This is a genomic window from Bradyrhizobium huanghuaihaiense, assembly GCF_007830635.1.
In the GTDB taxonomy this organism is placed as follows: domain Bacteria; phylum Pseudomonadota; class Alphaproteobacteria; order Rhizobiales; family Xanthobacteraceae; genus Bradyrhizobium; species Bradyrhizobium huanghuaihaiense.
The window spans coordinates 83649-95832 of record NZ_VLLA01000001.1 but is presented as its reverse complement, the minus strand read 5'-3'; the positions used below and the strand labels follow the sequence as shown (position 1 = coordinate 95832).

Here is a 12184-nt window from a genome sequence, read left to right as displayed (position 1 = left end):
TCCACACGAACAGTGCCCGAGTGGAGAGATCACCCCACCCCGCATCGCATTCCGCTGCGCTCCATGCGTTGCGACCCTCCCCCTCCAGGGGAGGGCAAGGGCGCGTGGACAGATCGAGAAACCAAATGCGATCCGCAGCCTCTACCCGATCGCAATTCCGTTGCCGACGGTCCGGTTCAGGACCTGGGTCGACTTCTCGATGCGTTCGGCGGCGGCGTTCAGGGCGTTCACCACCGCGGTCTGGGTCATGCGGGCGCGCTCGACGGCCGCGTTGCGGAAATCCCGCAGCTCGGTCAATTCCTGCTCCAGGGTTCGGACGCGGTTGGTGGTGTCGACCAGCTCGTCGCAGACGGTCAGCGCGGCCATCACGGTGAGGCGTGCATCGCCGATCTCGCCGAATTTTCCGCGCAGCGACTGGATGCGTGTCTCCAGGGTTTCGGCGAGCTTGAGCAGCCGCACCTCCTGGCCCTCCTCGCAGGCCATGCGGTATTGCCGGCCATTGATAGTGACGTTGATGTGGCTCATCCATCCTCTCCGGTATCGAGCACCGAGCGTATCGTGACGATCGCGGAATCCAGCCGGTCGGAGATCTCGCGATTGGTGCGCTCGAGCTTGCGCGCCTTCACCAGCGCGCCGTCGAGCTCGTCGGCAAGCCGCGAGCGGTCCGCGCCTAAGGCCTGGATTCGCGCCGCAAGCTCGTTCTCGTCGCGATCGGCATCGCGCCGCCGCTCGACCGCACTTTCGAGCGCATCGAGAGCCGCCATGAGCCTGCGGGTCGCGATCTCGATCTCGACGGCGGAGGACTCCGTCATGGCAGAGCTGTTGGACACGCGATCGTTCATGCAGTCAGCGGCGGAACCTGGCGGCCTTTGCCCAGTGGCCTTTCCCTGGAGCTTGCCGTCCGGCAAAAGACTCGGTTCGGCAAGCGGTTAGAAGCAGAAATTTACGTGGCAAGCTAGCCAAGCGCAACGCCGCCCCGAAATTGTGCACCGATAGATCGGAAGGCATCGTCCTGATCCGTCAATTCCTCCCGGTGCAATCCCCGGGGAAAACCGGGCTCCATACAGGCAACTTTTACGGTCAAACGGGCGTTTGATTGCCTTGGACTCCCGGAACTGAGGTGCTATCCCAGCCCCGACCTTCCAGCGGCCGAAAGGCTCCTTCCCCGCGCGGGCGTGCACGCCAAGCGCCTCATTTCAGACGGATTTCAGACATGACGCAGGTCGACCACACCCGTATGGCCAACGCCATCCGCGGCCTTTCGATGGACGCCGTCGAGAAGGCGAAATCGGGCCATCCCGGCCTGCCGATGGGCGCCGCCGACATCGCCACGGTGCTGTTCACGCAGTTCCTGAAATTCGACGCTGCCGCGCCCGCCTGGCCGGACCGCGACCGCTTCGTGCTGTCGGCCGGCCACGGCTCGATGCTGCTCTATTCGCTGCTGTATCTCACCGGCAATGCCGAGATGACGCTGGACCAGATCAAGCAGTTCCGCCAGGTCGATTCGCTGACCCCCGGCCATCCCGAGAACTTCCGCACCAAGGGCATCGAGACCACGACCGGTCCGCTCGGCCAGGGCATCTCGACCGCGGTCGGCATGGCGCTCGCCGAGAAGATGCTCGCCGCCGAGTTCGGCAAGAAGATCGTCGACCATCACACCTATGTGCTCGCCTCCGACGGCGACCTGATGGAAGGCGTCTCGCAGGAAGCGATTGCGATGGCCGGGCACTGGAAGCTCAACAAGCTGATCGTGCTCTATGACGATAACGGCATCTCGATCGACGGCCCGACCTCGCTCGCCGATTCCGTCGACCAGGTGAAGCGCTTCAAGTCCGCCGGCTGGGCCGCCGAGAAGATCGACGGCCAGGACCAGGCCGCAATCGCCGCTGCGATCATGCGCGCGCAAAAATCCAACAAGCCGACGCTGATCGCCTGCCGCACCACCATCGGCTTCGGCGCGCCGAACAAGGCCGGCACCTCGAAGGTGCACGGCGAGGCGTTAGGGGCCGACGAGCTCAAGGCCGCCAAGGAAAATCTCGGCATCTCGCTCGAGCCGTTCGCGGTCGCCGACGACGTGCTGAAGGCGTGGCGTGCAGCCGGCAGCCGGGGCGCTGCGGCACGTCAGGAATGGGAGGCACGGCTCGGCGAGCTCGGCAGCCGCAAGCGCGCCGAGTTCGAGCGCCGCCTGCGCCATGAGCGTCCGGCTTCGCTCGCAAAGGCGCTGCGCGCACACAAGAAGGAGCTGCTGGAGAAGCCGCTCGTTGCCGCCACGCGCAAATCGTCGGAAGCGGCGATCGAGGCGATCGCAGCCGCGATGCCGATGGAATTTTTGGCGGGCTCGGCCGACCTCACCGGCTCCAACAACAACAAGGCGAAGTCGGCGACCGCCTTCTCGGCGAAGACGCCGAAGGGCCGCTTCATCCATTACGGCATCCGCGAGCACGGCATGGCGGCTGCGATGAACGGCATCTTCCTGCATGGCGGCTTCGCACCGAACGGCGCGACCTTCCTCGTCTTCACCGACTACGCACGGCCTGCGATGCGCCTTGCCGCGCTGATGGGCGCGGGCGTCGTCTACGTGATGACCCACGATTCCATCGGTCTCGGCGAGGACGGCCCGACCCATCAGCCGGTCGAGCATCTCGCCGCACTTCGCGCCATGCCCAACATGCGCGTGTTCCGCCCCTGCGATTCCATCGAGGTCGCCGAGTGCTGGGAACTGGCGCTGAACCGCGTCGACGGTCCGACCGTGCTGGCGCTGACGCGGCAGAACCTGCCGCAGCTCCGCACCACCGCGCCGAACGACACTCCGTGCGCGGCGGGCGCCTATGAGCTGGTTCCGGCGCAGGGCGAAGCCAAGGTATCGCTGTTCGCGTCGGGCTCCGAGGTCGAGATCGCGGTTGCCGCGCAGAAGCAGCTCGCCGAGCGCGGCATCGCGTCACGGGTGGTGTCGGTGCCCTCGCTCGAGCTTTTGTTAGCGCAACCAGAAGCCAAGCGCGCCGCCATCATCGGCAATGCGCCGGTGAAGGTCGCAATCGAGGCCGCAGTCCGCTGGGGCTGGGATGCCGTGATCGGCCAGGATGGCGAATTCATCGGCATGCATTCGTTCGGCGAAAGCGGTCCGGCGAAGGAGCTTTACAAGCATTTCGGCATCACCGCCGAGGCTGCGGTTAACGCTGTGCTGAAGCGCGTTAGCTGAGAGTTGAGCTTGCCAAAAAAAAGGACTACGTAACGTCTCATATGATCAAGCCCCCGCCCGGCCGAACCGGGCGTCCGCCCTAAAAAACCCACGCAGGCGCGCGAAGCGCGTTGTGCGGGACGACAACGGTCATTGAAGGAGACGAAACATGGCAGTCCGCGTCGGAATCAACGGTTTTGGCCGCATCGGCCGCAACGTGCTGCGGGCCATCGCCGAGTCAGGCCGCAAGGACATCGAGGTCGTCGGCATCAACGATCTCGGCCCGGTCGAGACCAATGCCCATCTGCTGCGTTTCGACAGCGTCCATGGCCGCTTCCCCGGCACCGTCACCGTCGACGGTGACTCGATCAGCCTCGGCGCCAACAAGATCAAGGTGACCGCCGAGCGCGATCCCTCGAAGCTGCCTTGGAAGGATCTCGGCGTCGACATCGCGCTCGAGTGCACCGGCATCTTCACCTCGAAGGACAAGGCCTCCGCGCATCTGACCGCCGGCGCCAAGCGCGTGCTGGTCTCCGCGCCCGCCGACGGCGCCGACGCCACCATCGTCTACGGCGTCAATCACGACACGCTGACCAAGGATCATCTGGTCGTCTCCAACGGAAGCTGCACCACCAACTGCCTCGCGCCGGTCGCCAAGGTGCTGAACGATCTCGTCGGCATCGAGACCGGCTTCATGACCACGATCCACGCCTATACCGGCGACCAGCCGACGCTGGATACGCTGCACAAGGATCTCTACCGCGGCCGCGCGGCTGCGATGTCGATGATCCCGACCTCGACCGGTGCCGCCAAGGCGATCGGCCTCGTGCTGCCCGAGCTGAAGGGCAAGCTCGACGGCGTCGCGATCCGCGTGCCGACCCCGAACGTCTCGGTGGTCGACCTCAAGATCGTCGCCAAGCGCGCCACCGATGCCAAGGAAATCAACGCGGCGATGAAGCGCGCCTCTGAGCAGCAGCTCAAGGGCATCCTCGGCTACACCAGCGCGCCGAACGTCTCGATCGACTTCAACCACGATCCGCACTCCTCGACCTTCCACGAGGACCAGACCAAGGTGCAGAACGGCACGCTGGTGCGCGTGATGTCCTGGTACGACAACGAGTGGGGCTTCTCGAACCGCATGGCGGACACCGCCGTCGCGTTGGCGAAGGTGATCTAAGCCAAGGTCTTCGTGTCCCGGACGCGGCGCAGCGCGCTTGCGCTGCTCCGCAGAGCCGGGACCCATCTTAACCGCGGGACTCGCCGCAACGTGGGTCCCGGTTCTGCACAGCGGCACTGCGCGCCGCTATGCGCCCGGGACAAGGGGCTCCGATGACCAACAAATTCCGCACCCTCGACGACGTCGACGTGAAGGGCAAGCGCGTGCTGCTGCGCGTCGATCTCAACGTGCCCATGGACAACGGGCGCGTCACCGACGCAACCCGGCTCGAGCGCGTCGCGCCGACCATCACCGAAATCTCGGACAAGGGCGGCAAGGTCATCCTGCTCGCGCATTTCGGCCGACCGAAGGGCCGCGATGCCAAGGACTCGCTGAAGCCCGTCGCCGAAGCGCTGTCGAAGGTCGTGAAGAAGCCCGTCGCCTTCGCCGATGACTGCATCGGCGAGCCGGCGGCCACGGCCGTCGCTAGCCTGAACGACGGCGACATTCTGTGTCTCGAAAACACCCGCTTCCACAAAGAGGAAGAGAAGAACGATCCCGCCTTCGTCGCGGAGCTCGCAAAGCTCGGCGACATCTGGGTCAGCGACGCGTTCTCGGCGGCGCACCGCGCGCACGCCTCGACCGAAGGCCTCGGCCACAAGCTGCCGGCCTATGCCGGCCGCACCATGCAGGCCGAGCTCGATGCGCTGGAGAAGGCGCTGGGCTCGCCGACCAAGCCGGTCATCGCCATCATCGGCGGCGCAAAGGTCTCGACCAAGATCGACCTGCTCGAAAATCTCGTGACCAAGGTCGATGCGCTGGTGATCGGCGGCGGCATGGCCAACACCTTCCTGCACGCCCAGGGCGTCGCGGTCGGCAAGTCGCTGGCCGAGAAGGACCTCGCGCCGACCGCGCTGCGCATCATGGAGAAGGCGGAAGCCGCCAACTGCGCGATCATCCTGCCGGTGGATGCCACCGTCGCCTATCATTTCGCGGCGAACGCGCCCTCGCATGCCTATGGCCTCGATGCGATCCCCGCCGACGGCATGATCCTCGACGTCGGCCCGCAATCGGTCGTGCGCGTCCAGGCCGCGATCGACGATGCGGCAACCCTGGTCTGGAACGGCCCGCTCGGGGCCTTCGAGCTGCAGCCGTTCGACCGCGGCACCATGGCGGCCGCCAAGCATGCGGCCGGACGCACCAAGGCCAAGAAGCTGATCTCGATCGCGGGCGGCGGCGACACCGTTGCGGCGCTCAACCAGGCCCATGTGGCCGGTGACTTCACCTATGTCTCGACCGCCGGTGGCGCATTTCTTGAATGGATGGAAGGCAAGCCCCTACCCGGCGTCGAAGTCCTGCGCATCAAGTAATTCGTCGGCAAGAAAGAAGCGGCCCATAGGCCCAAACGGAGAAAAAGACACATGGCTCGGATCACGTTACGTCAATTGCTCGACCATGCGGCGGAGAACGATTACGGCGTACCGGCCTTCAACATCAACAACATGGAGCAGGCGCTGGCGATCATGGACGCGGCCAACCAGGTCGACGCCCCCGTCATCATCCAGGCCTCGCGCGGCGCGCGTTCCTACGCCAACGACATCATGCTCAAGCACATGATGGACGCGGTCACCGAGATCTATCCGCACATCCCGGTCTGCGTGCATCTCGACCACGGCAACGAGGCCGCCACCTGCATGACCGCGATCCAGGCCGGCTTCACCTCCGTCATGATGGACGGCTCGCTCAAGGCCGACGGCAAGACGCCGGGCGACTGGGGCTACAATGTCGGCGTCACCAAGACCGTGACCGACATGGCCCATCTCGGCGGTATCTCGGTGGAAGGCGAGCTCGGGGTGCTCGGTTCGCTCGAGACCGGCATGGGCGACAAGGAAGACGGCCACGGTGCCGAGGGCAAGCTGAGCCACGACCAGCTCCTGACCAATCCGGACGAGGCCGTGAAGTTCGTGCAGGAGACCAAGGTCGACGCGCTCGCGATCGCGATGGGCACCTCGCACGGCGCCTACAAGTTCACCCGCAAGCCCGACGGCGACATCCTCGCCATGAACGTGATCGAGGAGATCCACCGCAAGCTGCCGAACACGCATCTCGTCATGCACGGCTCCTCCTCGGTGCCGCAGGACCTGCAGGACATCATCAACGCCTATGGCGGCAAGATGAAGCCGACCTGGGGCGTGCCGGTGGCCGAGATCCAGCGCGGCATCAAGCACGGCGTGCGCAAGATCAACATCGACACCGACAACCGCATGGCGATGACCGGCCAGATCCGCAAGGTGCTGAAGGACAATCCGGAAGAGTTCGATCCGCGCAAGTACCTGAAGCCGGCGATGGAAGCGATGACCAAGCTGTGCAAGCAGCGCCTGCAGGAGTTCAACACCGCAGGCCAGGCCTCCAAGATCAAGAAGGTCTTGACCACCGCCGAGATGGCCAAGCGCTACGCCAAGGGCGAGCTCGACCCGAAGGTCGCGTAAGGCCCTCGGAGCACTCCACTCCCGTCATTCCGGGACACGCGAAGCGTGGGCCCGGAATCCATAACCCCAGGCTGTGGTTATGGATTCCGGGCCTGCGCCTTTCGGCGCATCCCGGAATGACCGAGAACGGCTTTACCCTGCGACGAACGTTAACTCGGCAATTGCCCGAGAACGGTCTATTTTCACAGGCAAGGGCAGAATCGTTTTGGGAGGACCTCTCGATGAATCTGACTGAGCTCAACAGGATCGCGACCGCCATGGTTGCCCCCGGCAAGGGTATCCTTGCCGCCGACGAATCCTCCGGCACCATCAAGAAGCGTTTTGACGCAATCGGCGTGGAATCGACCGAAGCCAATCGCCGCGACTACCGAGAGATGCTGTTCCGCTCCAACGAAGCCATGAGCCAGTATATTTCCGGCGTGATCCTCTATGACGAGACGATCTGGCAGGATGCCAAGGACGGCACGCCCCTCATTAAGCTGATCGAGCAGAGCGGCGCCATTCCCGGCATCAAGGTCGACGAGGGTACGCAGGCCCTGCCGATGTGCCCGGGTGAGCTCGTCACCGTCGGGCTCGACAAGCTCGCCGAGCGCCTGAAGAAATATTACGAGCGCGGCGCGCGCTTCGCCAAATGGCGCGCGGTGATCGACATCGGCAGCGGCATCCCCTCGATGACGGCGATCAGCGTCAACGCCCATGCGCTGGCGCGCTATGCCGCGCTGTGCCAGGCCGCGCAGATCGTGCCGATCGTCGAGCCGGAAGTGCTGATGGACGGCGACCACGACATCGACCGCTGCTATGACGTCACCCAGCGCGTGCTCAACAAGACGTTCCAGGAATTGCGCGTGCAGCGCGTCGCGCTCGAAGGCATGGTGCTGAAACCGAACATGGCGATCTCAGGCAAGAAGTCACCGAAGCAGGCTGGCGTGGAAGAGGTCGCGGAGAAAACCGTGCGCCTCCTCAAGGCCTGTGTACCCGCAGCCGTGCCGGGCATCGCCTTCCTCTCCGGCGGCCAGTCGGACGAGGAGGCAACCGCGCATCTCAACGCCATGCACAAGCTCGGTCCGCTGCCCTGGGGCCTGACCTTCTCCTACGGCCGCGCGCTGCAGGCCGCGCCGCAGAAGGCCTGGTCCGGCAAGGCCGAGAACGTCGCGGCCGGACAACGCGCCTTCAGCCATCGCGCCCGCATGAACGGCCTCGCCTCCAAGGGCGAATGGCAAAGTAGCCTGGAAAAGAAGGCAGCCTAGATCTTGTCGAACAAACCGCCCCCGCCGCGCCCGGCGCCGCGTCTCTATCTCGCGACGCCTGTCGTCGATGATCCCGCTGCGCTCGTCGCCGAATTGCCGGGCCTGCTCGCCGCCGCCGACGTTGCGGCCGTGCTGCTGCGACTGAAGGAGACCGACCAGCGCACCATGATCACGCGCATCAAGGCGCTGGCGCCGCCGGTGCAGAAGGCGGGCGCAGCGCTGCTCGTCGACGGCCATCCTGAGCTGGTCGCACGGGGCGGCGCCGACGGCGCACACCTGCCCGGCATCGCCGCGCTGAAGGAGGCGCTGCCATCGCTCAAGCCCGATCGCATCGCCGGGGTCGGCGGGCTGACGACGCGGCACCATTCCATGGATGCGGGCGAGATCGGTGCCGACTATTTGCTGTTCGGCGAGCCCGACGCGAAGGGCCAGCGGCCGTCGGCGCAGGCGATTGCCGAGCGGCTGGACTGGTGGGCCGAGCTGTTCGAGCCGCCCTGCGTCGGCTTTGCGACGTCGCTGGAAGAGGCCTACGACTTCGCGGCCAGCGGCGCCGATTTCGTGCTGGTCGGTGAGTTCATCTGGGCCGATCCGCGCGGACCAAAGGCTGCGCTCATCGAGGCCGATGCTGCGATCAAGAAGGCCCATGCGGCCGCGTCTGGCGGCCAGGATACTGCCGGCCAGGAGCACGGCTAGCGCCCGACATGAAGCTCCCGCGCATCACCATTCTGGCCACGCTGCTGCTCACGGCGCCGGCGGCCGCACAGCTCCAGATCACGCCGCCGGCCACGACGCCGAGCCCTGCGGCCGAGAAGCAGAAGCCCAAGGCGCCGCCGCCCGCCAAGAAGAAGGAGGCCGCGCCGGCGCCGAAACCTTCGGCCTCGCCCAAGCCCGCCGCCTCCCCCAAGCCGGCCCTGCCCGCGACCGTGATCCCGGCGCCTCCGACCGATACGCCCGGTGTCGACCTGGTGTTCGGCGCCTATCAGCGCGGCCAGTACAAGACGGCGTTCGAGCTCGCCACCGCCCGCGCTGCAACCGGCGATCCCAAGGCGATGACCATGCTGGGCGAGCTCTATTCCAACGCCATGGGCATCCGGCGCGACTACGCCAAGGCGCTGGAATGGTACAAGCGGGCCTCCGATGCCGGCGACCGCGAGGCGATGTTCGCGCTCGCCATGCTGCGCATCTCCGGCCGCGGCGGACCGGTCGACAAGGGCGAGGCGGTCAAGCTGATGGCCTCCGCCGCCAAGCTCGGCGAGCCCAAGGCGGCCTATAACCTCGCTCTGCTCTATCTCGACGGCCAGACCCTGCCGCAGGACGTCAAGCGGTCGGCCGAGCTGTTGCGCCAGGCTGCGGACGCCGGCCTGCCCGAAGCGCAATACGCACTCGCGACCTTCTACAAGGAAGGCACCGGCGTGCCGAAGGACCCGGAACGCGCCGTGCGCCTGCTGCAGGCTGCCTCGCTGGCCGACAATGTCGATGCCGAGGTCGAATACGCCATCGCCATGTTCAACGGCACCGGGACCCTGAAGAACCAGCCGGCGGCCGTCGCGTTGCTCCGCAAGGCCTCCCGCCAGGGCAGTGCGATTGCACAGAATCGTCTGGCCTGGGTGCTGATCAACGGCATGGGCGCGTCCGCGGACAAGATCGAGGGTTTCAAATGGCACCTGGTGGCCAAGACCGCCGGCAAGGGCGATCCGGAGCTCGACAAGCAATTGTCCGATTTGCCGGCCGAGGAACGCTCCAAGGCCGAGGCCGCCGCCAAAAAATGGCTCGGGACCAAATGACTTGACCTTGCGGCTCCCGCAGGGCACCCAATCCCTCAACAGGCGCGATTTCGCGCCAATTCCCCCGATCAAGACCTAGAGCTCATGCTGTATTCCGCCACTATCAACGTCATGGTCAAGGCCGCGCGCCGCGCCGGCCGCAGCCTCAAGCGCGATCTCGGCGAGATCGAGCATCTCCAGGTCTCGCTGAAGGGGCCGGCCAATTTCGTCTCGCTCGCCGACAAGCGTGCCGAGGAGATCCTGTACCAGGACCTCGCCAAGGCCCGGCCCGGCTACGGCTTCATCGGCGAGGAAGGCGGCATGCGCGAGGGCACCGACAAGAGCCACACCTGGATCGTCGATCCGCTCGACGGCACCACCAACTTCCTGCACGGCATCCCGCAATTCGCGATCTCGATCGGCCTCGCCCGCGAGGGCACGGTGATCGCGGGCGTGATCTACAATCCCGCCAATGACGAGCTCTACATCTCAGAGCGCGGCAAGGGCGCCTTCCTCAACGACCAGCGCCTGCGCGTCGCCGGCCGCCGCCAGCTCAACGAATGCGTGGTGGCCTGCGGCCTGCCCCATATCGGCCGCGGCGATCACGAGGAATTCCGCCGCGAGATGACCGCGATCCAGGACCGCGTCGCGGGCCTGCGCCGCTTCGGCGCCGCCTCGCTCGACCTCGCCTTCGTCGCCGCCGGCCGCCTCGACGGCTATTGGGAGCGCAATCTGCAATCCTGGGACATCGCCGCCGGCATGCTGATGGTGCGCGAAGCCGGTGGCACCGTGAGCGACATCGCAACGCCGGGCGACCCGCTGGTTACGGGCCACGTCGTGTGCGGGAACGAGTTCGTGCACGGGGAGCTGGTGAGGATTTTGCGGAAGCCTGCGACTTAACCTCTCCGCGCTCTTCCGCGGGGAGAGGTCGGATTGCATCTGGCGATGCGAAGCATCGTCCAGTGCAATCCGGGTGAGGGGCAAGGCAGGACGTTAGCCAAGCCGATAGTCGATCCGGCACACATGGCCGTGGCGCGGGTCGGGCGCTCTGAGCGCAACATGAAAAGCGAGTTCGCGGAAGCAGCCCCTCACCCCACCCTCTCCCCGTAAGCACGGGGCGAGGGAGTGAGACAGCGTGCGCCACTTACCGGTCTGTTGCCTTACGGCTTGACCGACAACGGCGCGGCCCGCAACGACTAAGAGTCGTCTTCGTCGGATTCCTCGTCGCGATACTCACCGCCGAGGGTCAAGCCCTCGATCGTCGTGGCGCCTTTCTGCTTGATCACCCGGCGAAGCGGGACCGAGCTCTCGCTTCGCAATGCCTCCATCAGTTGGTCCGAATGGGTGACAATCCAGATGTCGGCACGGCGTGATGCCTTGGCGACCAGCCGCGCCAATGGCGCCAGCAGCGACGGATGCAGGCTGCTCTCCGGTTCGTTCAGCGCGATGAAGGGCGGCAGCCGATAGCCCATGAATACCGCGAGCAGGCAGATGTATTTCAGCGTCCCATCGGACAATTCGTGAGCCTTGAATGGCCGCGGCATATCCGCCAGCTGCAAATCAAATTCACATAAGCCATTGTCTGCCCATGCGCGGAGCTCGGCGCCCGGGAATGCATCCTGGATCGCGTCCTGCAGGTCGGTGGCATCCTCCCGAATGGAATAGAGGGTCGCAAGGGCGGCAGCCAAATCGCTTCCATCGGCACTGAGCGAGGGCGTCGTGATCGCCAGACAGGGCTTTCGTATCGGCGACGCCGGATCGGTGCGAAAGTCATGATAAAATCGCCAGCCCAGCATCGCGTTTCTGATCAGTTCGATCTCAGGGCATTCCTTGCCATCGGAGAAACCCGCAAGCGCCGTCTCTGACGGCAGCACCGCATCCTTGTGGCTGTTCCAGGCACCGCTCTCGCCGCGGACGCTGACGAGCGAATTTTTCCGCTCCATGAGTCGAACCGTTCGTCTGCCTTGCGTCGCCTCGATACTTTCGGCCTTGATCATCGGCTCGCCGGAAAATGCCGCCTCAACCGGGCCGGGAAATCCGAGCTCAATGGAATATCTGAGACGATCGAATCTGGCCGACAAACGCAGTCGACCATCTTCGCCTCGCCTGCGAAGGCCGGACCAGCAGACGGAATTCAATCCGCCCTCCTCGGCGATCGTGCGCGTGATTCGACCTGCCGCCGCGTCGCGCAACAGCGACAAGGATTTGTAGAGATTGGATTTGCCGACACCATTTTCACCCACGAACACGGACAAGGGGTGAATGGGTATCGAGAGCTGGCGAATGGAGCGATAATTGGAGATCGCAACGTCGGTCGGACGCATCACATGCTCTCAATCGGCGGGTTGGCT

Annotated in this window: 11 protein-coding genes; 8 read left to right on the top strand and 3 right to left on the bottom strand. The window is 65.4% G+C overall.

Annotation, left to right across the window (positions count from 1 at the left end):
* Positions 1–141: 141 nt before the first annotated feature.
* Together IQ16_RS00455 and IQ16_RS00450 are read right to left on the bottom strand one after the other, a co-directional pair.
* On the bottom strand, positions 142–525 hold the full coding sequence (locus IQ16_RS00455) for a cell division protein ZapA (protein ID WP_018646696.1): 384 nt from the start codon (positions 523–525) through the stop codon (positions 142–144).
* On the bottom strand, positions 522–842 hold the full coding sequence (locus tag IQ16_RS00450) for a DUF4164 domain-containing protein (RefSeq protein WP_020608063.1): 321 nt from the start codon (positions 840–842) through the stop codon (positions 522–524). Before IQ16_RS00450 ends, IQ16_RS00455 begins: the two co-directional genes overlap by 4 nt.
* A gap of 371 nt (positions 843–1213) precedes the next feature.
* On the opposite strand from IQ16_RS00450, the gene tkt reads away from it, so the two are divergent.
* The 8 genes from tkt (at position 1214) to IQ16_RS00410 (ending at position 10733) form a co-directional block, all read left to right on the top strand.
* Complete coding sequence (gene tkt / locus IQ16_RS00445) at positions 1214–3199, top strand: transketolase (RefSeq protein ID WP_018646695.1); 1986 nt, start codon at positions 1214–1216, stop codon at positions 3197–3199.
* Positions 3200–3347: 148 nt separating this feature from the next.
* Complete coding sequence (gene gap / locus IQ16_RS00440; protein ID WP_018646694.1) at positions 3348–4355, top strand: type I glyceraldehyde-3-phosphate dehydrogenase; 1008 nt, start codon at positions 3348–3350, stop codon at positions 4353–4355.
* Between the two features lie 152 nt (positions 4356–4507).
* Complete coding sequence (locus IQ16_RS00435; RefSeq protein WP_018646693.1) at positions 4508–5704, top strand: phosphoglycerate kinase; 1197 nt, start codon at positions 4508–4510, stop codon at positions 5702–5704.
* A gap of 51 nt (positions 5705–5755) precedes the next feature.
* Positions 5756–6823: a class II fructose-bisphosphate aldolase gene (gene fba, locus IQ16_RS00430; protein ID WP_018646692.1), complete on the top strand. Its 1068-nt coding sequence runs from the start codon at positions 5756–5758 to the stop codon at positions 6821–6823.
* A gap of 221 nt (positions 6824–7044) precedes the next feature.
* Positions 7045–8070, top strand: coding sequence for a class I fructose-bisphosphate aldolase (locus tag IQ16_RS00425; RefSeq protein ID WP_018646691.1), 1026 nt, complete (start codon positions 7045–7047; stop codon positions 8068–8070).
* 3 nt (positions 8071–8073) lie between these two features.
* Positions 8074–8763 (top strand): thiamine phosphate synthase, encoded by a 690-nt coding sequence (locus IQ16_RS00420; RefSeq protein WP_018646690.1) that lies wholly within the window; start codon positions 8074–8076, stop codon positions 8761–8763.
* An 8-nt stretch (positions 8764–8771) separates the two neighbouring features.
* A complete protein-coding gene (locus IQ16_RS00415) occupies positions 8772–9854 on the top strand; it encodes a tetratricopeptide repeat protein (RefSeq protein WP_018646689.1) in 1083 nt (360 codons plus the stop codon).
* A gap of 84 nt (positions 9855–9938) precedes the next feature.
* Positions 9939–10733 (top strand): inositol monophosphatase family protein, encoded by a 795-nt coding sequence (locus IQ16_RS00410; protein WP_018646688.1) that lies wholly within the window; start codon positions 9939–9941, stop codon positions 10731–10733.
* 296 nt (positions 10734–11029) lie between these two features.
* On the opposite strand, the gene IQ16_RS00405 is transcribed toward IQ16_RS00410, so the two are convergent.
* On the bottom strand, positions 11030–12157 hold the full coding sequence (locus IQ16_RS00405) for an AAA family ATPase (protein WP_018646686.1): 1128 nt from the start codon (positions 12155–12157) through the stop codon (positions 11030–11032).
* Between the last annotated feature and the right edge of the window lie 27 nt (positions 12158–12184).

Bases quoted from the DNA above. Each gene is read 5' to 3' on its own strand.
- IQ16_RS00455 (WP_018646696.1), bottom strand. From the start codon at position 525: ATGAGCCACATCAACGTCACTATCAATGGCCGGCAATACCGCATGGCC.
- IQ16_RS00450 (WP_020608063.1), bottom strand. From the start codon at position 842: ATGAACGATCGCGTGTCCAACAGCTCTGCCATGACGGAGTCCTCCGCC.
- tkt (WP_018646695.1), top strand. From the start codon at position 1,214: ATGACGCAGGTCGACCACACCCGTATGGCCAACGCCATCCGCGGCCTT.
- gap (WP_018646694.1), top strand. From the start codon at position 3,348: ATGGCAGTCCGCGTCGGAATCAACGGTTTTGGCCGCATCGGCCGCAAC.
- IQ16_RS00435 (WP_018646693.1), top strand. From the start codon at position 4,508: ATGACCAACAAATTCCGCACCCTCGACGACGTCGACGTGAAGGGCAAG.
- fba (WP_018646692.1), top strand. From the start codon at position 5,756: ATGGCTCGGATCACGTTACGTCAATTGCTCGACCATGCGGCGGAGAAC.
- IQ16_RS00425 (WP_018646691.1), top strand. From the start codon at position 7,045: ATGAATCTGACTGAGCTCAACAGGATCGCGACCGCCATGGTTGCCCCC.
- IQ16_RS00415 (WP_018646689.1), top strand. From the start codon at position 8,772: ATGAAGCTCCCGCGCATCACCATTCTGGCCACGCTGCTGCTCACGGCG.
- IQ16_RS00410 (WP_018646688.1), top strand. From the start codon at position 9,939: ATGCTGTATTCCGCCACTATCAACGTCATGGTCAAGGCCGCGCGCCGC.
- IQ16_RS00405 (WP_018646686.1), bottom strand. From the start codon at position 12,157: ATGCGTCCGACCGACGTTGCGATCTCCAATTATCGCTCCATTCGCCAG.